Origin of the sequence: Streptomyces sp. NPDC094032 (assembly GCF_040303965.1) — a bacterium.
Lineage (GTDB): Bacteria > Actinomycetota > Actinomycetes > Streptomycetales > Streptomycetaceae > Streptomyces.
Genome location: NZ_JBEOUE010000004.1, coordinates 101522 through 123937, shown reverse-complemented (window position 1 = coordinate 123937; position 22416 = coordinate 101522). Strand labels below are relative to the sequence as shown.

Below are 22416 nucleotides of genomic sequence, written 5' to 3'. Positions count from 1 at the left end.
ATCCCTCTGAAAGCATCCGATGAACGTTCGAAACTGAACGATCACGGTGTTTTCAGGGGGATGGGTGACGGGCTTCGTACTTCTGCGCGTCAGGGCACACCGGCTGCTGCTCGCGGCGGCCCTGCTCGGGGTCCTGCTCACGACCTCGGTCCTGGCCACCCTCGCCGCCTTCTCCGGCTCCATCGGCGACGCCGCGCTCCAGGGCACCCTCCAGGGCCGCTCCGCCCCCGCCGCCGCGCTGGTCGTCACCGGCCAGGTCCCCGCCGACAAGCGGGCGAGCGCCGACGCGGCCGTCCACGCCGGGGCCCGCGCCACCTTCGACGGGCTCCCCGTCACCGTACGGAAGCTGGAGCGCTCCGGGCCGTACGCGCTGCCCCGCTCCCTCCAGGCCCCCGCCGCCCGCTCCGGCGACCCGGACCTCACCCACTTCGCCGCGCTCGACCGCTCCAGGATCTCCCTGGTCAGCGGCGCCTGGCCGAAGACCACCGGCGCCCGGGACGCCGTCGAGGCCGCCCTCCCCGAAGAGGCCGCCAAGATCCTCAAGATCGGCCCCGGGACCGTCCTCGACCTCACCGACCGGCTCGGCGACAAGCCCCTCAAGGCCCGGATCACCGGCCTCTACCGGCCCGTCGACACCGCCGACCTGTACTGGCAGCTCGACCCGGCCGCCGGGCGCGGCGTCAAGACCGTCGTCTTCACCACGTACGGCCCCCTCGTCGCCGACCCGGCCACCCTCGACTCCGGGCGGCTCACCACCGGCGGCACCTCCTGGCTGGCGTCGGGCGACTTCACCGGCATCACCACCGACCGGATGGACTCGCTGCGCGCCGCCGCGTCCACGGTCCCCGACCGGATGATCGCCGACCCCGCCCCCTTCGGCACCACCGTCAACGCCTACACCTCGCTGTCCCGGGTCCTGGAGCAGACCGACCGCGCCCTGCTCGTCTCCCGCTCCACCCTCAGCATCGTCGCCGTCCAGCTCGTGCTGCTCGCCGCCTACGCGCTCCTCCTGATCGCCCGGCTGCTGAGCACCGAACGCTCCGGCGAGACCGACCTGCTGCGCGCCCGCGGCGGCTCCCGGCGCCGGATCGCCGCGCTCGCCACCGTCGAGGCGCTGCTCCTGGCCCTCCCCGCCGCCGTCGTCGCCCCGCTGCTCTCCGGACCGCTCACCCGGCTCTTCGCCGACCGGTCCGCGCTCGACGCGCTCGGCGTCCGGCTCGACGCCACCGCCCCGCCCATGGTCTGGCTGGTCGCCGCCCTCGTCGCCCTGTGCTGCGCCGCCGCCGTCGTGGCGCCCGCGCTCGCCGCCGGCGACGGCGCCGCCGTCTCGCTGCGCAAGGGCCGCGCCGCCGCCCTGCCCGGCTCCGTCCGCGCCGGGGCCGACCTCGGCCTGCTGCTCATCGCGGGCGTCGCCTACTGGCAGCTCGACCGGCAGACCGGCGAGGGCACCGGGGGCGCGCTCACCGGCGACCGCGCCGGCGGCCTCGGCATCGACCCGCTGCTCGTCGCCGCGCCCGCCCTCGCCCTGCTCGCCGGCACCGTCCTGACCCTGCGGCTGCTGCCGCCCGCCGCCAAGCTGGCCGAACGGCGCGCGGCCGGTGGCCGCGGCCTGCCCGCCGCGCTCGCCGGCTGGCAGCTCAGCCGCCGCCCGCTGCGCGGCGCGGGCCCGGTGCTGCTGCTGGTGCTCGCCGTCGCGATGGGCATGCTGGCCATCGGCCAGAGCGCCTCCTGGGACCGCTCGCAGCGCGACCAGGCCGACTTCCGCACGGGCGCGACCGTACGGGTGCTCAGCGCGGGCCCCGGCGACCCGGCGCAGACCCAGCGGATCGCCGCCGTGCCCGGTGTCCGCAAGGCGGCCTCCGTGCACCGCGGCGGCACCGACATCGCCGGACACCTCGCCACCGTGCTCGCCGTGGACACCCGGCAGGCCGCCGACGGCATGCTGTTCCGCGCCGACCTCAGCGACGGCCCCGCCGCCGAGCGGCTCGCCCCGCTCATGCCCAAGGCCGGAGCCCGGCCCGGGGTCGCGCTGCCCGCGGGCGCCCGCGCCCTGGGCGTCCACCTCCGGGACGCGGGACCGCCCGGCGGGCCCCCCAGCCGGGTCACCGCCGTCCTGGAGGACCGCTACGGCGTCCCGTACCGGCGGCTGATCGGCATGCTGCCGGGCGACGGGCGCAGCCACCGGCTCACCCTGCCCCTGGCCGAGCTCGGCGCCGCCGAGAACTTCGGCCTGGCCTCCCTGGAGATCGGCGGAGGGTCCCTGTGGGGCGAGGGCGGCGGCTCCCACCAGTTCGCCGTCGAGCGGCTGACGGCCGAGCGGGCCGACGGCACCGAGCAGCCGATCGCCACCGGCTCCGCGCTCACCAGCTGGGCCGGCGAGTACGCGGCCGAGCTCGGCAACGGCGAGACGAAGTCGGTGCCGATGAGCGGCCGGCCCGCCGCGGACGCGCTGCTCACCGTCGCCTTCCACGTCGACGGGGCGGGCGAGGGCGACGGCTACGGCACGAAGGCGTTCACCCTCACGTTCTCCGCGCCGCGCCCCGCACCCCCCAAGACCGTCCCGGCGATCGTCACCGACGCCTTCCTCACCGCCGCCAAGGCCAAGCGGGGCGACCGCCTCGACGTCACCTTCAGCGGCTCCACCGTGAACGTGACCATCGTCGACGTCGTCCGCGAGCTGCCGACCACCGGCCCCGGCGCCCGGGCGGTCTCCGCGACCGCCCCCGCCGCCACCCCCGAGGACGGCGGCGCGGTCCTGGTCGACCTGTCCACCGCGAACCGGGCGCTCTCCCTCACGCCCGCCGCGACCCTGCCGCCCACCGAGTGGTGGCTGACCACCCTGCCCGGCCGGACCGCCGACGTCGCCGAGACGCTGCGCTCCCGCCCCGACGCCGACCCCTCGCTGGTCCTCGTACGGGACGAGGCCGCGGCCGACCTGCTGGGCGACCCGCTCGGCGCGGGCCCCAACTCGGCCCTGATGGCCGTGGCGGTGGCCGCGGCGGCGCTCGCCGCGGTCGGCTTCGCGGTCGGCTCGGCCGGCTCCCTGCGGGAACGGCAGGCCGAGTTCGGCCTGCTGCGGGCGCTCGGCGCGCCCCGCCGCCAGCTCGCCCGGCTGGTCGCCGCCGAACAGGGCCTGCTCGTCGGCATCGGCCTGCTCGTCGGCGTCGCCCTGGGCACGGTCCTCACCCGGGCCGTGGTCCCCCTGATCGTCCTCACCGGCCAGGCGGAACGCCCCGTACCGGCGGTCCTGGTCGAACTCCCGGTGACCCACGTGGCGCTGCTGCTCGCCGGAGTGGCCGTGCTGCCGCTGGCCGTGGTCGCCGCCATCGCCCTGCGCCGCACCGACCCGGCCGTGACCCTGCGGACCGAGGGGAACCACTGATGGCCACCACCGCACCCACCCGCGAAAAGGCGGACGTCATGCCCCGCAAGCCCGCCCGCGCCGTGGCCCCCTGGGTCCGCACCCGGCTGCGGACCGCCCCGGGCACGGCCCTCGCCTACGGACTGCTCGTCCTGGTCACCGCCTTCCTCGCGGCAGCGCTGCCCCGCGCGGTCGACACCTACGAGACCGAGGGGATGCGGCACGCGGTCGAATCGGCCCCGGCGCACCGCACCGTCGTCAAGCTCACCAACTCCGTCGCGAGCAGCCTGCCCCCGGAGCAGCAGCCCTCCGCGTACCGCCCCGACCGGCTCAAGGCCACCCGCGACCAGCTCACCCCGCTGCTGCCCAAGCCGCTCCGCCCCGACCTGGCGAACTCCGCCTACGGCGCGCGCACCACCAAGCGGGTCCAGGGCCTGGACCGCTGGCTTCCGCAGCCCGACGGGCTGCTGCCCGAGTTCGTCCTCGACGCGCTCTCCGACGTGCCCGCCCACTCCACCCTGGTGGCCGGCCGCGCGCCCAAGGTGGGGCCGGACGGAGCGATGGAGGCGGCGGTCACCGCGAAGACCGCCAAGGAGCTGCGGCTGAAGCCCGGTTCCGTCGTGCACGTGCCGGGCAGCAACGGCAGCCCCACCCCCATCACGGTCACCGGCGTCATCGAGCCGCGCGAGCCCTCCGGCCCGTACTGGAACGTCGACCCGGTCACCCACACCCCGCTCTTCACCGCCCGCAGCGGCCTGGAAGTCAAGTGGTACTGGGTGGGCACCCTGCTGCTGGCGCCCGAGAGCGGGCCCTCGCTGCCCCGCACCCTCGGCGAGCCCGAGCAGTACTGGCGCTACGCGCCGTCCGTCGGCCACCTCACCGCCCAGGACAGCGACACCCTGCGCGCCGCGCTCGACTCCGCCTCCGCCGGGCCCGACCTCGTCGCCCTGCGGTCCGCCCTCGGCCCGAACGGGCAGTTCGACACCACGCTCGACGAGGTCCTCGGCGAGTACGCCGGGATGCGCGACGCCATCGCCTCCGTCGTGACCGTCGCCGCCGTCGGCGTCGCCGCCGTCGCCGCCGTCGTCCTCGCCATGACCGGCGGCCTGTTCACCGCCCGCCGGTACGCCGAACTGTCCCTGCTGCGCGCCCGCGGCGCCTCCCTGCCCGGCATCGGCCTGCGGCTGCTCGGCGAGACCACCGCCGTCTGCCTGCCCGCCGCCGCGCTCGGCCTGCTGCTCGCCGTCCCCCTCGTCGGCGACGCGGGCGGCGCCCGGATGGGGCCCGCCGCCATCGCCGCCGGGGCCGCCGCCCTGATCGCCTCCCTGGTGCTGCCGGTGCGCGCGATGGTCCTGCACCGCCGCCCCGTGCTGCACGGCGGGCGCGAGGACGTCGTCTCCGCACGCCCCTCCCGCCGCCGCACCATCGCCGAACTCACCCTGCTGGTCCTCGCGGTGGGCGCGGTCACCGCGCTGCGCCAGCGGGGCACCGGCACCGGCACCGGCGACTACCTGGTCAGCTGCGCGCCCGTGCTCGTCAGCGTGATCGCCGCCTTCGTCCTCATCCGGGTCTACCCGGTGCCGCTGCGCTGGGCCGCCCGGCCCGCCCGCCGGCTGCGGGGCGCCGTCGGCTTCCTGTCGCTCGCCCGCGCGGGCCGCGCCTCCGCCGCCGGCACCCTCCCGCTGCTCGCCCTCCTGATGGCGCTGACCACGGCCGCGTTCGGCGGCTCCGTGCTCGCCGGCGTCGCCGATGCCCGGGACCGGGCCGCGTACCTGGCGACCGGCGCCGACGCCCGGATCACCCACGACGTGGGCTGGACGCCGCTGCCCGCCGGACTCGCCGACACCGTACGGGGCTTCCCCGGGGTCCGCGAGGTGGCGCCGGTGCAGATCGAGTACGGCCTGGAGCTGCCGTCCCACAAGGGCACCAACGACCAGGCCATGAGCTCCCCGCTGGTCGGCGTCGAGCCCTCCTCGTACGCCCGGCTCGCGGCCCGTACCGGCTTCGGCCCCTTCCCCGAGAGCCTGCTGAAGTCCACCGGCAAGGGCGGTCCCGGCAGCGTCGGCGACACCTCCCGGGTCATCCCGGCCATCGCCTCGCCCGAGGTCGCCGAGCGACTCGGCGACCGGCCCATCGAACTGCTCGCCGCCGCCGGCCGCTTCCAGGTGAAGGTGGTCGCCGTGCGCACCATCACGCCCGCGCTGCCCGACAAGGACTTCCTGATCGTCAACGCGGCGGACCTGGTCAACCGGGCCCCGACCACGCTGCTCGTCACCGGCGGCTCGCTCGACGGCAAGGCGCTGCGGAGCTCGCTCGCCGCCAAGGGCCAGAAGCTGCACGTGGCGCTGAGCGCGGAGGAGCGCTCCCGGTACGTCGACTCGCCCATGCAGACCGGCGCCGAGCGCCTCTACCTCGCCGCCGTCGGCGCGGGCGCCGGTTACGCGGTCCTCGCCGTGCTGCTGTCGCTGCTCCAGGTCGCCCCCGAGCGCACCATGCTGCTGGCCAGGCTCCGCACGATGGGCCTGACCCGGGGCCAGGCCCGGCGCCTGCTGATCCTGGAGGCCCTCCCGCAGGCGCTGCTGGCCGCGGCCGGCGGCGTCCTGGTGGGCTGGGCGACGGTCCTGCTGCTCGGGCCGGGCATCGACCTGGCCCGGCTCGCGCTGGCCGACGCCCCGGCGGAGACGCTGGCGCTCGGCGCGACGCTGCGGGCCGACGCCTGGTCGCTCGGGCTCCCGGCGGCCGGTGTGGTGCTGCTCGCGGGCGCGGCGGCGGCGGTACAGGCCTGGTGGGCCTCGCGCAGGGGCTCGATCAAGGAACTCAGGGCAGGAGACGCACGATGACGACGGCATCCGAGACCTCGCTTGAGGAGCTGGAGCGGCGGGCCACGGCGCACCGCGACCGGCCCTCGTACGGTCATGACGCGCTGATCGCCTGCGACCGGCTGGTCCGCATCTTCACCACCGACGGAGTGGAGGTGCAGGCCCTCCAGGGCCTCGACCTGCTGGTGAAGGAGGGCGAGCTGATGGCCCTCGTCGGGGCCTCCGGCTCGGGCAAGTCGACCCTGATGAACATCCTGGCCGGCCTCGACGTGCCCACCGCGGGCGCGGCGAAGGTCGCGGGCTGCGATCTGCTCGCCATGGACGGCAAGGCCCGGCTGCGCTACCGCCGAGAGGTCGTCGGCTTCGTCTGGCAGCAGACCTCCCGCAACCTCCTCCCCTACCTGACGGCCGCTCAGAACATCTCCCTGCCCATGCAGTTGGCGGGCCGCTCGAAGCGGAAGGCGGAGCGCGCGGAGGAACTCCTCGCGATGCTCGGCATCTCGGAGATCCGCGACCGGCGCCCGCACCAGCTGTCCGGCGGGCAGCAGCAGCGGGTGGCCATCGCGGTCGCCCTCGCCAACGACCCGTCGGTGCTGCTCGCCGACGAGCCGACCGGTGAGCTGGACTCGGCCACCGGCGAGCAGGTCTTCGCCGCCTTCCGGCGGGCCAACGAGGAGCTGGGCACCACCATCGTGATCGTCACCCACGACCAGGCGGTGGCCACCGAGGTGCGCCGTACGGTCGCCATCCGCGACGGCCGCACCTCCTCCGAGGTGCTGCGGCACACGGAGATCGACGCCGAGGGCCAGGAGTCGCTGGTGGCCCGCGAGTACGCGATGCTCGACCGGGCCGGGCGGCTCCAGCTGCCCGCGGAGTACACCGAGGCGCTGGGCATGGAGCACCGGGTGGCGCTGGAGCTGGAGCAGGACCACATCGGGGTGTGGCCGGACGACGTGGACCGCTGACGGTCCGGGGAAACCGGGCCGCCGCGCCACGCGTCCCCCTCTCGGGGGGTGACACATGGCGAAGGCCCTGTCCTACGCGGGTGCCGTGCTCGTACCGGCGGCCGCGGGCGTCCTGCTGCACCTGTGGGCCGGCTGGAGCATGCACAGCCCGGTCCGCCTGCCGACCCTCCTCGCGCTCCTCGCCGGACTCGGCCTGGCCGTCGTCGCGCTGTTCGCCCACAACGCCCTCTTCCGCGAGGGCGGCAGCCTCGTCGCGGCGCTGCTGCTCCTGGCGGGCCTGGGGTCGGTGTGGGTGGAGGCGCGGGACTCCCGGATCCGCTCCGAGGTCGTCGAGTGCCTGGTGTCCGGCAAGACCACGGTGACCTTCCACCCGACCTTCGGCGAGGGCGCCCCCGGCGACAAGACGCTGTACCACCATCCGCTGAGCTGCCCGGGCGGCTATCCGTCGGATTTCACGGCCGAACGCAGGATCGCGGAACCGGGCAAGACGGTACGGATCGCCTACGACCCCGCGCACCGGATGGACCCGGTCCTGGAGAGCGAGAACGTGGCACACGGCTCACTGGTGGTCCCGTCGGTCCTGCTGCTGCTGAGCGCGGCCCTGTCGTGCACGGCCCTCGCGGCGGAGGGCCGGGAGGAGCCGCTGCTCAGGCGTCGGGGCCGGTCAGCGCCATGAGACTTGCGGCGGTGGGCCGGAAGCCGCACTCCTCGTAGAAGCGGGCGAGGCGCGGCTCGAAGTCCACGTGCAGCCAGTGCGCGCCGCGCGCCCGAGCGGCGTCGGCGGCGGCCCGTACGAGAGCCACCCCCAGCCCCTTGCGGCGCTCGTCGGGATGGACGGTGGTGTCGAGCAGGAAGGCATGCGCGCCGCCGTCCCCGACGACGTTCACATACCCGACGAGCCGCCCCGCGCGACGCGCGGTGACATGCAGCAGCCGCCGGGCGAACACGGGCCCGAAGTCGGTGTCCCGGTGACCGGGCCAGGAGGCGTGGAAGAGCGCGTCGAGCTCGGGGGAGGTGAGGTCGGCGTCGATGAGGAGGGCGGGGAGGGCGGGGTGCTCAAGCTCAGGGCGCTCGGGGAGGTCGGGGAGCTTGGGAAGCGCGGGGAGCCCGGAGAGCTCAGGGCTCTCAGGGCGCTCGGGGGACTCAGGGAGCCCAGCGAGCTCGGAGAGCCCGGGGAGCTCAGAGCGCTCAGGGAGCCCGGCGAGCTCGGACGTCACCGGCCCCCGGCCCCCGGCGTGACGCTCAGAGACATCGGCACGCTCCGCAGGGCGACCGAGCCGTACGGGGTGCGCAGCCGCAGCCAGGGGCCTGCGGCCAGCAGGGCGACCGGGAGTTCCCGGTCGGGGAGGTCGGGCAGGAAGCCCAGGGACTGGGCCGCGTGGACGGCTCGCAGCGGGAGCCCGGTCGGGGCCAGCGTGCGGGACCAGATCTCACGGCCGATGCGGTCGCGCTCGGCCCGGGTGCGCCGCTCCGCGTCGAGGGCCTCGTCGCGGGAGCGGAACTCGGCGACGGCCGCCGCGACCGCGCCCCGCAGTTCGCCGACGGACGGCACCCCGGCAACCGGCTCCCAGCCGGCGCGGGGCGGCAGGACGCCGGCCCACGGCGGGCCGGTGACGGCGTCGGGGACGACCGCCTTGCCCGCCGACTCCTCGATGCCTTCGAGGAGTTCACCCGCGGAGACGGTCACGTCCAGATCGACGGCGTCGACCAGGCGCGCCGTACGGATCGCGAGCACCTCGAACGACGGCGGCCGCCCGAACACGGCGAGCGCGCCGGCGCCGGCCTGGAGGCGGACGGCGGCGGCGCGGTCGTAGTGCAGCAGCCGGCGCAGGAAGGCGGCGAGGCCCGCCGCCTCCCGGGCGTCGGCGAAGTGCAGAGGCGCGATCACGGTCATGCGGCGGACGTCATCCCGTCGTCGACGTACTCCTGGAGGAACGAACGCTCCTCCTCGGTGATCCGGCGCGGTCGCTGCTCCTTCAGGTCGAAGGGCACGACGACCGTCGAGGCCCGTACGTACGTGACGTCCGGGTCCTTGATCTCGTACGCGATCGTCAGCGACGCCGCGCCTATCTTCGTGACCCAGGACTCGACGGTCACCGGCTCGTGCCGGTGGACGAGCGGCCGGAGGTAGTCGATCTCGTGCCGGGCCACGACGGACCCGCCGGAGAAGGACGGGCTCCCGTTCCCCGGCGCCAGGCGGAACATGAAGTCGATCCGCGCCTCTTCCAGATACCGCAGGAAGACGACGTTGTTGACGTGCCCGAAGGCGTCCATGTCCGACCAGCGCAGGGGGCAGGAGTAGAGGTGTCTCGCCATGGCGTCGGTCAGCCCCGGGTGAGCTTCTTGTAGGTGGCGCGGTGCGGACGGGTGGCGTCCGGGCCGAGCCGCTCGACCTTGTTCTTCTCGTACGACTCGAAGTTGCCCTCGAACCAGAACCACTTGGACTCACCCTCGTACGCGAGGATGTGCGTGGCGACCCGGTCCAGGAACCAGCGGTCGTGGGAGACGACCACCGCGGCACCCGGGAACTCCAGGAGCGCGTTCTCCAGCGAGGACAGGGTCTCGACGTCGAGGTCGTTGGTGGGCTCGTCGAGGAGCAGCAGGTTGCCGCCCTGCTTGAGGGTGAGCGCGAGGTTCAGGCGGTTGCGCTCACCACCGGAGAGCACACCGGCCGGCTTCTGCTGGTCCGGACCCTTGAAGCCGAACGCGGAGACGTACGCGCGGGACGGCATCTCGACCTGGCCGACGTTGATGTAGTCCAGCTCGTCGGAGACGACGGCCCACAGCGTCTTCTTGGGGTCGATGTTGGCGCGGGACTGGTCCACGTACGAGATCTTGACGGTCTCGCCGACCTTGATCTCGCCGGAGTCCGGCGTCTCCAGGCCCTGGATCATCTTGAAGAGCGTGGTCTTGCCGGCGCCGTTCGGGCCGATCACGCCGACGATGCCGTTACGGGGCAGGGTGAAGCTGAGGTCGTCGATGAGGACCTTGTCGCCGAAGGCCTTGGAGAGGTTGCTGACCTCGACGACGATGGAGCCCAGACGCGGGCCCGGCGGGATCTGGATCTCCTCGAAGTCCAGCTTCCGCATCTTGTCGGCCTCGGCGGCCATCTCCTCGTAGCGCGCCAGACGCGCCTTGGACTTGGCCTGACGCCCCTTGGCGTTGGACCGCACCCACTCCAGCTCTTCGCGGAGGCGCTTGGCGCGCTTCTCGTCCTTCTTGCCCTCGACCTTGAGCCGCTCGGACTTCTTGGTGAGGTAGGTCGAGTAGTTGCCCTCGTAGGGGATCGCGCGGCCGCGGTCGAGCTCCAGGATCCACTCGGCGACGTTGTCGAGGAAGTACCGGTCGTGGGTGATGGCCACGACGGTGCCCTTGTACTGGGCCAGGTGCTGCTCCAGCCAGTTCACGGACTCGGCGTCGAGGTGGTTGGTGGGCTCGTCGAGGAGCAGCAGGTCGGGCGCCTCAAGGAGCAGCTTGCAGAGGGCGACGCGGCGCTTCTCACCACCGGAGAGGTTGTTGACCGGCCAGTCGGCGGGCGGGCAGCCCAGCGCGTCCATGGCCTGCTCCAGCTGGGCGTCGAGGTCCCACGCGTTGGCGTGGTCCAGGTCGTCCTGCAGCTTGCCCATCTCGGTCATGAGCTCGTCGGTGTAGTTCGTCGCCATCTCTTCCGCGATGGCGTTGAACCGGTCCAGCTTGCCCTTGATCGCGGCGACGCCGTCCTCGACGTTCTCCAGGACCGTCTTGGACTCGTCCAGCTTCGGCTCCTGCATGAGGATGCCGACGGAGTAGCCGGGCGCGAGGAACGCGTCACCGTTGGAGGGCTGCTCAAGACCGGCCATGATCTTCAGCACGGTGGACTTACCGGCACCGTTCGGGCCGACCACACCGATCTTCGCACCGGGCAGGAAGCTCAGCGTCACGTCATCGAGGATGACCTTGTCGCCGTGCGCCTTGCGCGTCTTGCGCATGGTGTAGATGTACTCAGCCAAGAGAAACCGTCCGGCAAGGAGTGAGTGGGCAGATACACCCCATCTTGCCTGACCGCCACCCCCCGGGGCCAACCAGTGCGCCCACTCCCCGCTGACCTGCGGGTTCCCGGAGCGTCGGCGTCCGGTCGCTAGCATGATCGTCCGGGCCGTCCGCAGGGGCGGGAACCGGGTCAGGGACACGGACGGGTACGGGTACGGGTACGGGTACGGGGGGCACGGTGTACTTCTCGATGGACGCGGTCGTCGACGGGCTCGTGGAGGAGGGGCTGCCCTTCGACCGGGCGGCCGTCGAGATGGAGGGGATCGTCCGGAGCCTGGGCGACGCGGACTTCTCCGGGCTGCTGGTGCGGGCCGGGTGCATTCCGGAGCGGTACGGGCACGACTCCAGCGAGGAGAAGCTGTACGCCAAGGCCATGGACGTGGTCGTCGCCGAGTCGCTGCGGCGGATCGGCTACCGGGCCGAGGTCTCGCAGGAGAGGTCCAACGCGGCGGACGTGGTGGCCGAGGGCGGTTCGCCGTCCCACTCCCTGGTGGCGGACGCCAAGGCCTTCCGGCTCTCCCGTACGGCGCTCAACCCCAAGGACTACAAGATCGAGGCGTTGAGCAAGTGGCGCAAGGGAGCCGACCACGCGCTCCTGGTCGCCCCCATCGCCGGGTACCCGGAGGGGACGAGCCGGCTCTACGTCGAGGCCGACCGCTTCCGGGTGACGCTGCTGTCCTACTCGCACCTCGCCCTGATGATCGACTCCGGTGCGGGCCCGGACCGGCTGGAGCCCATCTGGCTGCGCGGCGCCGAGCACCCGACGGCCACCCCGAGCGCCCCGCGCTACTGGGGCGCGCTGGACCGCGCGCTGCGCGACGTCCTCGGGTGGGGCGCGGCCGAGTGGGCGCGGGCCCGGGGCCAGTACTTCGAGAGCCTCCTGCACAGCGCGGAGGAGGAGCTTCTGTACCTCGACGAGGAGCGGGCGCGCATCGGCGGAATGAGCCGCGAGAGGCTCGTCGAGATCGCCATAGACGCGCTCAAGATCGACAGCAAGCGGCGGACCATCCAGGCGCGCGTGGCCAAGACCCGGGCGCTCATGGACGAGATGGAGACGCGGGACCGCTAGCCCGCCGCGCGGGAGCCGGGGAACGTCACCTGGTCGTGAACCTGAACCCGGGGACGCGCGCGTACACCCGTTCGGCGACCTCCCGGCACGCCGCGTTCACCGCGTCCTGCCGGCTCAGCTGCTCGTCGGTGAGCCGCCCGAGCCGGGCCTCGACGGCGGAGACGAACGCCAGGGTCGCCGCCACGTCGTCCGGCCAGTCGGCGGCGGCCGCGCGGGCCACGGCCGCGTCGATCAGCTCGTCGACGCCCGGCGCCTCGCCCGCCCGCCCCAGGGCGCTCGCCGCCTCACGGGGCCTGGCGACCAGGACGAGCGAGGTGTTGATCGCGGCCGATCGCATCGAGCGGGGCCGGTGCGTCCGCTCGATCGTCAGGGGCCACAGCTGGGTGAGCGTGAGCCCCGCCCGTACGTAGGCCGCGACGAGCGACGACCAGCCGCTGACGGAACTGTGCGCGTAGCAGACCGTGATCACCCCGTCCGGCTTGACCACCCGCCGCGCCTCGCTCAGGACCCGCGTCATGCCCGTGCTGAAGTAGGCCCAGGCCTCCTCCGTGCTCCCCTGGCGGCGCGGGGCGGCGCTCAGCTCCCTCGTCGAGTCGGTCCTCGGCTCGCCGAAGACCTCGGGGAAGCAGCCGATCAGCGCCATCCTTTTGAAGGGGTAGATGCAGTCGGCGAGGATGCTGTAGTAGAGGTTGTCGTAGTACGGGGGGTCCGTGACGACGGCGTCGAAGAAGCCGTCCGGGTAGGGCATGGAACGGGAGTCGCCCCGGGTGATCCGGTCCGGGTGACCCGCCTGGTCCGCCTGGTCCGCCTGGTCCGGGGGGACGGGGATCTCGTCCACGCCCGCGGCGATCCGCTCCAGCTTTCCGTACAGGTTCGCCGGGCCGAGCAGGAGCGGGTCGATCTCGACGAAGTCCCACAGCATGGGCATGCCGGGACCGGAGAGGCCGCGCCCCACCTGCTCGTTCTGCGAGATCCACATGCAGAGCCGGGAGTTCCAGTCGGCCAGCTGGTCGACGAGCCCGGAGAGGAAGGCGGCGATCGCCTTCGCCGGACGCTCCCCGTACGTCTCCTCCCATCCCTTCTGCCGCTCGTTCAGGATCCGGCACAGGCGGATGGTGACGGCGAGCTGCCGCTCGGTGAACAGGGAGGCGACGGTGTCGTGCCCGTACACGGTGGGGTTGGTGATCCCGGACCAGGCGGGGATGCCGACGTCCGGCACCGGAAGGCCGAGCGCGGCGCAGTCTTCCTTGATCATTCGCTCCGCGACGGCGGAGGCCTCGGCGATGTAGTCGGCGCCCTCGCCCTCACCCTCGCCCCCGTCCCGCGTCGCGGGAAGGAAGTGCTTGCCCTTGTCGAGGCGGGCGACGGCCGTGAGCTTGTCGGCGGAGTCCGTCCGGACCAGATCTGCCGTCTGCTGCCGGTCGTAGTCCTGCCCGCAGAAGGGGCACCGCAGCGCGTTCCGCCCGCTCCACGCGGAGGAGCCGGCCAGCGCGGCGTCGTCGGGCGACTCGACCACGCGGACGTCGAACGACCTGGTGGCGGGATCGGGCCGCTGCACGACCGCGCGCTGCTTCCCCGGCTTCTTGGAGAGCCAGGGGCGCTTCTGGAGCGGCATCTCGCCGCCGCAGCCGGTGCAGGCGGCGGAGCGGCTCCAGAAGTAGCAGATGATGTTGTCGGCGCGCGCCGGATAGAGAGCGCCGGTCTCCACCTTCAGCTGGTCCAGGACCTGCCGCCCCTCCAGCATCAGCAGATGCCGGAGCTGCCGGCCGGCGGACGGGCCGAGGTCGAGGAGCGACGTCGCCGTGAAGTAGGCGAGCTCGTTGTTCTCCATCCCGTACATCTCGACGCCCAGGCGTGTGCCGGCCAGCGGGAAGGTGGCCCCGCCGACGAACGGGTCGAGCACCCTCGACTCCCCCGCCGGACGGTCGGGGTCGAGGGACGCGGAGATGAGCTCCCGCGCCGTGGAGAACGGCCGACGGGCCCACCAGGTGAACACGGTGTGCGGGGAGGAGGCGCGCTGATACCTCTCGGAGGTGCCCGCTTCGGAGATCGACGCGACGTCGAGGTACTCCTCGATCGGACGCTTCCGAATCCCCGGCACTGTCACTCACTCCCTAGAACATCACGGGCCACCGCCGTGGCCCGTGAACGATACCTAAACGGAACGGCCCCGCCGCGCGATGCGCGACGGGACCGTCCTTACTGCTTGGTCCTACTTGGTCCTACTTGGTCCTGCTGGCCCTACTGACCGGCCGTCTTCTTCTTACGGAGGAAGAAGACCGCGCCGCCGCCGACCAGGACGAGCGCGGCGGCAACGCCGGCGATCATCGGGGTGGCGCTGGAGCCACCGGTCTCGGCGAGGTCGCCGCCACCGGTCGTGGAGCCGGTCGAGCCCGTGGTGCCGGTGCCACCGGTGGCCGGGGTCTCGGACGGCGACGGCGTGCCGGACGGGGTCTCCGACGGCGACGGGCCGGGGGTGGAGGTCTTGCAGTCGAGGACGCCCTCGACGACCTTCGCGAAGCCGTTCGGGCCGGTGATCGTGAAGTTGTACGCCTCGTCCTCGGCGACCGGGACGGTGATCGTCTCGGAGGCGCCGGGGGCGATCTTGTGGCTCTGGCCCTTCAGGTCGAAGGTCCAGTCCTCGTCGCCCTTGTTGGAGACGGTGAGGTCCACGCCGCCCTTGGCGCAGTTCTCCTTGAAGTCGACCGCGGGGACAGCGCCCTGCTTGGCCCAGGTCGCGTCGATCTGGGCGGTGACCGTGGAGTCGCTGCTGCCCGCGAGGATCAGCGTCTGCTGACGCTTCTCGGTGGTGCTGGCGAAGACGCGGCCGATGGAGACCTTGGTGGTGGACTGGAGGCTCACCTTGGCGGAACCGTCACCGGCACCGGCCGGGACGTCGACGTACAGCTCGTCGCCGTCGTTGACGGAGGTGATGGTCTTGCCGGCCTTGTCGACCACCTTGACGCCCTGGGGGGCGTCGGCGGACAGGGAGACCTTGGTGACGCCCGCGCCCGCGTTGGTGCTGACCTTCACGGGGCCGAGGCGCGTGCCCGACTTACCGGCGAGGGAGGTCGGCGAGACGCTGAGGGAGGCCTTGGGCTCCTCCTGCGTCGGCGCCTTGTCCGCCTGGGCGACGAGGTACTTCGTCAGCGCGTTGGCGTCGGAGTCCTTCGGGGCCGTCTCGACGTTGTCCGAGAAGTGCCAGATCGCCGCCTGGGTGGCCGCCGCGGCGTCGTCCTTGGTCAGGCCCTTGGCGTTGACCTTGGCCTTGGCGGCCAGCGCGCCGAGGTCGTTCACCTCGGGGTACGAGTTCTGCAGGATCCAGCGGATCTTGCCGGCGTTCTTGTTGTTGTGGAGCGTCGACTCGTCCCAGCCGACCTCCTTGTAGGACGTGCCCGACTTGGTCTTGGTGAACAGGTCGATGCAGTAGGCCTTGAGCGAGCCGCCGCCCTTGACCGTGAGGTCGAAGAGACCGCCGTTGTAGGTCTCGGTCCTGTCCCCGACCTTGACGTCGATGCTGCCGCCGTCGACGACGTTGCCCAGCGTCGCGGCCGCGCCGCCCGTGCTGACCTCATCGGCCATCGCGGGACCGGCGATGGCTATGGACCCGGCCGCGACGAGGCCCGAGACCAGAGTCGCGGCGGCAAGGCGGGCAACGCCGCGCCTCCGTACAGAAAACATGGAATTTCCCCTCCGGGCAGGCTGCTCCGCGTCATCGATCGATACGCGTGGGGGGAGCACCTGCCAGCAGACTCACTGACCCACTGAAAGCAAGCGCCTCATGAGTACTCGGGAATCCTAGGTATCCGGAACCCCCCGATGTCCAGTCGTGCCATCTGATAACCATACCGACTCGAAATCGTTATCAGGCAGGGGAAGTTGATAATGAAACCGCTGGTCACGGTATCGACATATCCCCACAACGCAAGGTCAGGGCACGGTTACAAGATCGATCGAAACTCCGTCGACCACCCCTCCGACCGCCGCCTCCAGCGCGGGTTCCACAGCCGGCTCCGGGGTCTGCCAGAGATCGGGTACGGGCACTTCGGATACAGGCACTTCGGATACGGGCACTTCAGGTACGGGCACTTCGGGATTCTGGCGGGCCGTCCGGCGGAAGGCCGCCGTGCCGCGCGTCAGATCGTGTCCGACCGCCACCGCGTCGACGTCCACGAAGGTCTTCCGGTGCCCGTCCCGCTCCTCCTCACGCACCTTCAACCGTCCGTGCACCACCAACGGTTCACCCACCGAGACCGAGGCCGCCACGTTCATCCCCAGCGAGCGCCACGCGGAGACCGAGTAGAAGCTGGTGGGACCGTCCGTCCAGAGCGCCCGCTCCCGGTCCCAGCGACGGGCCGTCACCGCGAAGCGGAACCTGGCCACCCCACCCGTCAGCGTCTCCCGGTACTCCACATTGGTCGCCACGTTCCCGACCAGCGTCACCGTCGTCTCGTTCATGTCCTCGCCCCTCCCCTTCCGTTCGGCCGCTTCGGCCACGGAATCCATGCTGGCGCGGGACGGAGAAATCCGCTGAAGCCTGTGGATAGGGGGAGGGTTGGGGATATCTCCGTCACTCGTACGGGGGGGGTGGACTCCAGCGACTGTCGCTACCGCGCCCTCGCCGCGCCCGCCCTCCGCGTCATCGTCGTCGTGGGTCCCAGCTTCGTCGCTCCGATCCGCGTCCCGCCGATCCGGGTCCCGCCGATCCGGGTCGTCACCCCCCGCGTAGCGCCCGAGGCCGTCACGTACTGCTCGCGCACCTCCCGGTAACGCATCAGCTCGGCGGCGATCGGGTCGAGCACACGGGCCCTGCCGCACGCGGACGCCGCCTCGCGCAGGCGGCGTTCGGCCTCCTGACCGTAACGCCGGGCCGGGCCCCGTACCGCCGCCGCGCAGGCCCACTCGACCAGCGGACCGCCGACGATCCCGGCGATCATGATGAGCACGGGCGGCCACAGCAGCGGCTCGACGACCCCGGCGATCTGGGCCACCAGCCACAACGCGCCGAAGATCTGCAGGAAGGTCATCACCACCTGCGCGAAGACCGCGGCCGGCCACCACGCGGGGCGTGGCGGACGGGCGGCCGGGTCGCCCATGGACACGGTCAGTTCGTCCAGCGCCTCCGGCAGCCCGTCGGCACCCCGCAGCGCGGCCTCGCGTACGGCGTGCGCCCACGGCCCGGGCAGGCCGCGCGAGGCGTCGTCGGAGACGATCCGTACCGCCTGCTCGACCCGCTGCCGGGCGGTCAGTTCGTCCTCGACCGGGTTCTCCAGGCGGGGGTCGGTGCTGCCGTGCGCGCGGACCCGCTCGTACCAGCGGTAGAGCCGCAGCCACGGCGTGCCGCAGGCGCGGATGGCGCCGCGCCGCCAGACGCGTTCGGCGGCCTCGCCCGCGGCCTGGGCGCCGACGGCGAGTGCGAGACGGTCGGCGAACTCCTCCCTGGCCCGCTCCCCCAGACCGGGCCGGCCGTCCGCCACGTACACCGGGCGCAGCCGGGCCGCGGCGGCGTCCACGTCGGCGGACAGACGCCGTTCGGGCGCGGTGCGGTCCTGGACGAACCGGCCGAGGAGTTCGCGCAGCTCGGGGACGCCGTCGCCGGTGAGCGCGGACAGGGCGAGGACGGTCGCGCCGGGTTCGCCGTGCTCGCCGAGGGCCATGCCGTCCTCGTCGAGAAGGCGGCGCAGGTCGTCGAGGACGAGGTCGGCGGCCTCGGTGCCGAGCCGGTCGGTCTGGTTGAGGACGACGAAGGTGATCTCGGCGTGCCCGGCGAGGGGCCGCAGATAGCGCTCGTGCAGGGCGGCGTCCGCGTACTTCTCGGGGTCCACCACCCAGATCACCGCGTCCACGAGGCCGAGCAGCCGGTCCACCTGGTCGCGGTGGGCGGTGACGGCCGAGTCGTGGTCGGGCAGGTCGATGAGGACGAGGCCCTGGAGTTCGGCGTCGCCCGCGCCGCCCGCAAGCGGCCTGCGGCGCAGCCGCCCGGGGATGCCGAGCCGGTCGAGCAGCCCCGCCGCGCCCTCGGACCAGCTGAGGGCGATGGGTGCGGACGTGGTGGGGCGGCGCAGTCCGGTGTCGGACACGGGTACGCCGGCGAGGGCGTTGAAGAGGGTGGACTTGCCGCTGCCGGTGGCGCCGGCGATGGCGACGACGGTGTGCCGCGCGGAGAGCCGCTGCCGCGCGGCGGCCTCGTCGAGCACCCGCCCGGCCTCGGCGAGGGCGTCGTTCTCGACCCGGGTACGGGAGAGCCCGACGAGCTCGTGGAGGGCGTCGAGCCGGGTGCGCAGGGACCCCCCGTACACCCCGCCGAGCGGCGGAAGCCCGTCCTCGTCGTCCACTTCCTCCCGCCCGACGCCGCCCCCTTGGGGAGCGGCCCGTTCGGCGGCACGCCGCGCGATGAGCCCGTCGTCCCAACGCTTGGGCTCGGCCTGCCCCCCGGCACCGCTCCCTACATCACTCACTGCATCACTCACGGCACCGCTCACTGCACCGCTCACTGCACCGCTTACTGCACCGCTTACTGCACCGCTCCCGGCGCGGCTCCCTGCATCACTCACTGCCACTGCGTCACTTCTCCTTCTGCAGTACGGAGAGCGCGGCGATCAGCTCGGCCTGCGGCTCGGGGGTCACGTCGAGGGCGTCGAGGGGTGCGAGACGCCGGTCGCGTTCGGTGTGGAGGGCGCGGTCGAGATACGTGCGGAGCAGCTCGCCGCCCTTGTCGCGCAGGAGCAGGGCGCCCTGGGCGCCGAGGAGTTCGGCGAGGCGGTCGCCCGCGGCACGGGTGCGGCGCCCGCCGAGGAGGACGGCGGCGAGGAGGGCGGTGAGGGTCTCGTTGTCGGGCGCGGCGGCGGTGGCGCCGCGTGCCCGGCCGGTACCCCGGCCCGATCCCCGCGAGGCGGCCGGGCGTTCCATCCCCCGTACCTCTTCCTCGACCGTCTCCTCCAGGACGCGCCGCCAGCGCCGTACGGTCATGGCGGTCCGCTCGCCCGCGTCCTTGCCGGGCCCGGTGCGGTCGCCGGGGGCGAGGGCGCCGGCGGCTGGTTCGCGGCGCCAGGCGTCACGTACGCGCTCGTCGGCGGCGGCGACGGCGCACTGGACGAGGGCGGCGAGGGATTCGACGAGGGCGTCGAGGAGCTCCTCGGCCGTGCTGTCGCGGGGGTAGCCGCGCCAGCGGGTGCGGGCGTCCCCGGCGAGGACGGCGCCCCGGCGTACCTGCTCGCGGACCCGTCGCCCCTGCTCGCCGTAGGCGCCTTCGACGGCGCCGCCGAGGCGTACGGCCGCCGCGTACTGGGCGGCGACGGCGCCGGCGAGCTCGGGCATGCGGGTGTCGAGGGAGTCGATGACACCGGCGGCTGTACGGCCGACGGCCTGCTGGCGGGCGGCCGGGTCCTGGGCGCAGTGGGCGAGCCAGCCGCGCAGCGGGGCGACGGCGGTGTCGGGGAGCAGTCCGCTGCCGCCGCCGGCGGACTCGGGGAGCTCGGGGATGGTGAACCGGGGCAGGTCGCCGAGCCCGGCCTTGTCGAGGAGCGCCTCGTACTGGCGGGAGACCTCGCCGATGACCTGGTGGGGGACGCGGTCGAGGACGGTGACGAGGGTGGCGTCGTACTCCTTGGCGGTACGGAGCAGATGCCAGGGGACGGCGTCGGCGTACCGGGAGGCGGTGGTGACCATGATCCAGACGTCGGCGGCGCAGATCAACTCGGCGGCGAGGAGCCGGTTCTCGACGACGAGGGAGTCGATGTCGGGGGCGTCGAGGAGGGCGAGCCCGCGGGGCAGGGTGGCGGCGGTCTCGACGCGCAGGGAGTTCTCCTCCTCGGGCTCGTCGGCGGGCTGCTCCTCGTCCTGCTGGGGCAGCCAGACGCGGGTGAGCTGGGGCAGCACGCGCATGCCGGCGAACCAGTGGTGGTCCTCGGGGTGGCAGACCAGGACGGGCGTACGGGTGGTCGGCCGCAGCACTCCGGCCTCGCTGACGCGGCGCCCCACCAGCGAGTTGACGAGCGTGGACTTGCCGGCCCCGGTGGACCCGCCGACGACGGCGAGCAGCGGGGCGTCGGGATCTCTGAGACGGGGCACCAGATAGTCGTCGAGCTGGGCGAGCAGCTCGGCCCGGGTCTGCCGGGCCCGGGGGGCGCCCGGGAGAGGGAGGGGGAGACGCACGGCGGCGACACGGTCGCGCAGGGCGGAGAGTGCGTCGATCAGCTGAGGCCGTTCGTCCAAGGTCACCACATGTGAAGAATGCCCAATTTTGGAGTCTTTTTGAAGCGTATGGGGACCCTACGCGCCGACCGAACGGATGTAGCCGGGAGAGCTCAGGCATAACGAGTGCACAACACCCGGCCCGAGTGGCGCGAAAAGCGCTGCGCGAATCGCACCTGCCTGCGATTATCGGACCGCTTCACCGAACCTCCACATCGTGGCACGCAGGTGAAGCAAGCGGGCCAGGGGGATCGGAGCCCTATCCTTGTCCCGTCAGGCCACACCCGCCCCACCCGCGGACCCCGGCCCACCACCGGGCCACCGCCGGCCCCCGTAGCTCAGCGGATAGAGCAGGTGCCTTCTAAGCACTTGGCCGCAGGTTCGAGTCCTGCCGGGGGCGCAACGCCACAGACCCTCCTTCGGGAGGGTCTTTTTGCTGGTCGGGGGTGGTTTTCGGTCGCGGGTGGGGAGGTCGGCGCGTACTCGGGTGCCGGGCACGCGTGGCCGGATCGGTCCGGCTGGAACCGGTCAGAATCGGCCCCCGGCGGGCGATCGGCCCGAAAGCGGCCTGAGGTTTTCGGGCCGCCCACGGCGCCGGCGGAGTTGTTCGACCGCGCGGGAGAGCGTGTCGGCGGGAGACGCTACGGCTGTTGCCGGGAGGCTCAGCCATCGCGGGGCGCTCGCTCCGTTCTCGTCCTCGGGTGGCATCGACGGGCAGGCGAGCGGGCGGCTTTATGCACGCCTGTGCGAAGCCCGGGATGCTCGACGAAGCGCGAGCGGCCGGAAGCCGCCCCCGTTCGATGGTGGTCGATTTCGCGAGCGGGCGGGCGGCCCTATGCTTCTACAGACGTGTAGATGGTCTGAGGTCGGACCGCCCGAACTGCCGGACCACACAAGCTATGTGAAGGAGTGAACGTCTCATGGTGTTCAAGCGTCTGCTCGGCTCGCTCGGCGTCGGGGGCCCCTCTGTGGACACCGTGCTCGATCCCGGCTCGATCACGCCCGGAGGCACCCTGAGCGGCCAGATCCACCTGCGGGGCGGCAACGCCGACTTCGGCATCGAGCACATCACCCTGGAGCTCGTGGCCCGCGTCGAGGCCGAGCACGACGGCGGCGAGTCCGAGGGCATGGTGGTCTTCCACCGGTACGTCGCCGGCGGGAACTTCCGCCTCTCGGCGGACGAGCACCGCAGCGTTCCGTTCGCGTTCCCGCTGCCGTGGGAGACGCCGATCACCGAGCTGTACGGGCAGGGCCTCGGCGTCGTCCTCGGTGTACGCACCGAGCTCGGCGTCGCCGGCGCCAAGGACAAGGGCGACCTCGACCCGCTCTCCGTCCGGCCCCTGCCCGCCCAGGAGGCGATCCTCGAAGCCCTCGGCCAGCTCGGCTTCGGCTTCAAGTCCGCCGACCTCGAACTCGGCCATATCCGGGGGACCCACCAGCAGCTGCCCTTCTACCAGGAGATCGAGCTCGCCCCGGCACCCCCGTACGCCCATCAGGTCAACGAGATCGAGGTGACCTTCCTGGCCGGCCCGGCCGGCCTTGAGGTGGTCCTGGAGGCCGACAAGCGCGGCAGCTTCTTCTCCGAGGGGCACGACGCCCTCACCCGCTTCACGGTCGCCCACCACGGCGTCGAGCACACCGACTGGAACGCCGAGGTGGACGGCTGGATCCGTCGCCTCGTCGAGCACCGCGCCGCGTACGTTGCCCCTTCCGCGTACGGATCCCACTCCGGCTACGGCCATGGCTCCCCGTACGCCGACAAGGACGGTCACGGGCACTACGGGCACGACGGTCACCACGACGACCACGGGCACCGCTCCGGACCGGGCATGGGCACCGCGATCGCCGCGGGCGCGGGCGGACTCGCCGTCGGCGTCGTCGGCGGAATGGTCGCGGCCGAGGCCATCGACGAGATCGGTGACTTCTTCGAGGGCGACGAGGAAGAGGGCGACGAGGAAGAGGGCGACGAGGGCTGAGCCC

General features: G+C 73.0%; 15 protein-coding genes and 1 tRNA gene. 7 read left to right on the top strand and 9 right to left on the bottom strand.

Annotated features, from left to right (window positions below):
* Window positions 1–64: 64 nt before the first annotated feature.
* The 4 genes from ABTZ54_RS08720 to ABTZ54_RS08705 are packed head-to-tail and all read left to right on the top strand — an operon-like array spanning window position 65 to window position 7821.
* Entirely contained in the window at window positions 65–3382 is a 3318-nt protein-coding gene (locus tag ABTZ54_RS08720) for an ABC transporter permease (protein WP_351658772.1), read from the top strand.
* Window positions 3382–6201 (top strand): FtsX-like permease family protein, encoded by a 2820-nt coding sequence (locus ABTZ54_RS08715; RefSeq protein WP_351658770.1) that lies wholly within the window; start codon window positions 3382–3384, stop codon window positions 6199–6201. The genes ABTZ54_RS08720 and ABTZ54_RS08715 overlap by 1 nt, the downstream gene beginning before the upstream one ends.
* Window positions 6198–7145, top strand: coding sequence for an ABC transporter ATP-binding protein (locus ABTZ54_RS08710; RefSeq protein WP_351658768.1), 948 nt, complete (start codon window positions 6198–6200; stop codon window positions 7143–7145). The genes ABTZ54_RS08715 and ABTZ54_RS08710 overlap by 4 nt, the downstream gene beginning before the upstream one ends.
* 55 nt (window positions 7146–7200) lie before the next feature.
* The gene (locus ABTZ54_RS08705; RefSeq protein ID WP_351658766.1) at window positions 7201–7821 is read left to right on the top strand and encodes a hypothetical protein; all 621 of its coding nucleotides are present in this window, start codon (window positions 7201–7203) and stop codon (window positions 7819–7821) included.
* Here the strand turns inward: ABTZ54_RS08705 and ABTZ54_RS08700 are convergent.
* From ABTZ54_RS08700 to ettA, 4 genes are read right to left on the bottom strand one after another with little or no spacing between them, the layout of a single operon-like run.
* Window positions 7793–8362 (bottom strand): GNAT family N-acetyltransferase, encoded by a 570-nt coding sequence (locus ABTZ54_RS08700; protein WP_351658764.1) that lies wholly within the window; start codon window positions 8360–8362, stop codon window positions 7793–7795. The genes ABTZ54_RS08705 and ABTZ54_RS08700 overlap by 29 nt on opposite strands.
* Entirely contained in the window at window positions 8359–9039 is a 681-nt protein-coding gene (locus ABTZ54_RS08695) for a DUF8010 domain-containing protein (protein ID WP_351658763.1), read from the bottom strand. Before ABTZ54_RS08695 ends, ABTZ54_RS08700 begins: the two co-directional genes overlap by 4 nt.
* Window positions 9036–9461 (bottom strand): acyl-CoA thioesterase, encoded by a 426-nt coding sequence (locus ABTZ54_RS08690; RefSeq protein WP_351658761.1) that lies wholly within the window; start codon window positions 9459–9461, stop codon window positions 9036–9038. Before ABTZ54_RS08690 ends, ABTZ54_RS08695 begins: the two co-directional genes overlap by 4 nt.
* Before the next feature lie 8 nt (window positions 9462–9469).
* Complete coding sequence (gene ettA / locus ABTZ54_RS08685) at window positions 9470–11134, bottom strand: energy-dependent translational throttle protein EttA (RefSeq protein WP_351658760.1); 1665 nt, start codon at window positions 11132–11134, stop codon at window positions 9470–9472.
* Between the two features lie 218 nt (window positions 11135–11352).
* Between ettA and ABTZ54_RS08680 the strand changes: the two genes are divergently transcribed.
* Entirely contained in the window at window positions 11353–12243 is an 891-nt protein-coding gene (locus ABTZ54_RS08680; protein WP_351658758.1) for a HindIII family type II restriction endonuclease, read from the top strand.
* A gap of 25 nt (window positions 12244–12268) precedes the next feature.
* On the opposite strand, the gene ABTZ54_RS08675 is transcribed toward ABTZ54_RS08680, so the two are convergent.
* The 5 genes from ABTZ54_RS08675 to ABTZ54_RS08655 form a co-directional block, all read right to left on the bottom strand.
* The gene (locus ABTZ54_RS08675; protein ID WP_351658756.1) at window positions 12269–14344 is read right to left on the bottom strand and encodes a DUF1156 domain-containing protein; all 2076 of its coding nucleotides are present in this window, start codon (window positions 14342–14344) and stop codon (window positions 12269–12271) included.
* A gap of 140 nt (window positions 14345–14484) precedes the next feature.
* Window positions 14485–15924 carry a Cys-Gln thioester bond-forming surface protein gene (locus tag ABTZ54_RS08670; RefSeq protein WP_351658754.1) on the bottom strand — a complete coding sequence of 480 codons (1440 nt, stop codon included), beginning with the start codon at window positions 15922–15924 and terminating at the stop codon, window positions 14485–14487.
* Between the two features lie 249 nt (window positions 15925–16173).
* Window positions 16174–16701 carry a single-stranded DNA-binding protein gene (locus ABTZ54_RS08665; protein WP_351658752.1) on the bottom strand — a complete coding sequence of 176 codons (528 nt, stop codon included), beginning with the start codon at window positions 16699–16701 and terminating at the stop codon, window positions 16174–16176.
* 149 nt (window positions 16702–16850) lie between these two features.
* Window positions 16851–18713, bottom strand: coding sequence for a GTPase (locus tag ABTZ54_RS08660; protein ID WP_351658750.1), 1863 nt, complete (start codon window positions 18711–18713; stop codon window positions 16851–16853).
* A gap of 94 nt (window positions 18714–18807) precedes the next feature.
* A complete protein-coding gene (locus tag ABTZ54_RS08655) occupies window positions 18808–20457 on the bottom strand; it encodes a dynamin family protein (protein WP_351658748.1) in 1650 nt (549 codons plus the stop codon).
* 306 nt (window positions 20458–20763) lie between these two features.
* Between ABTZ54_RS08655 and ABTZ54_RS08650 the strand changes: the two genes are divergently transcribed.
* Together ABTZ54_RS08650 and ABTZ54_RS08645 are read left to right on the top strand one after the other, a co-directional pair.
* A tRNA-Arg gene (locus tag ABTZ54_RS08650) sits at window positions 20764–20836 on the top strand.
* Window positions 20837–21356: 520 nt separating this feature from the next.
* The gene (locus tag ABTZ54_RS08645; RefSeq protein ID WP_351658746.1) at window positions 21357–22412 is read left to right on the top strand and encodes a sporulation protein; all 1056 of its coding nucleotides are present in this window, start codon (window positions 21357–21359) and stop codon (window positions 22410–22412) included.
* Window positions 22413–22416: the final 4 nt, after the last annotated feature.

Coding starts and splice junctions, on each gene's coding strand:
- ABTZ54_RS08715 (WP_351658770.1), top strand. CDS start 3,382: ATGGCCACCACCGCACCCACCCGCGAAAAGGCGGACGTCATGCCCCGC.
- ABTZ54_RS08710 (WP_351658768.1), top strand. CDS start 6,198: ATGACGACGGCATCCGAGACCTCGCTTGAGGAGCTGGAGCGGCGGGCC.
- ABTZ54_RS08705 (WP_351658766.1), top strand. CDS start 7,201: ATGGCGAAGGCCCTGTCCTACGCGGGTGCCGTGCTCGTACCGGCGGCC.
- ABTZ54_RS08695 (WP_351658763.1), bottom strand. CDS start 9,039: ATGACCGTGATCGCGCCTCTGCACTTCGCCGACGCCCGGGAGGCGGCG.
- ABTZ54_RS08690 (WP_351658761.1), bottom strand. CDS start 9,461: ATGGCGAGACACCTCTACTCCTGCCCCCTGCGCTGGTCGGACATGGAC.
- ABTZ54_RS08670 (WP_351658754.1), bottom strand. CDS start 15,924: ATGTTTTCTGTACGGAGGCGCGGCGTTGCCCGCCTTGCCGCCGCGACT.
- ABTZ54_RS08665 (WP_351658752.1), bottom strand. CDS start 16,701: ATGAACGAGACGACGGTGACGCTGGTCGGGAACGTGGCGACCAATGTG.
- ABTZ54_RS08645 (WP_351658746.1), top strand. CDS start 21,357: ATGGTGTTCAAGCGTCTGCTCGGCTCGCTCGGCGTCGGGGGCCCCTCT.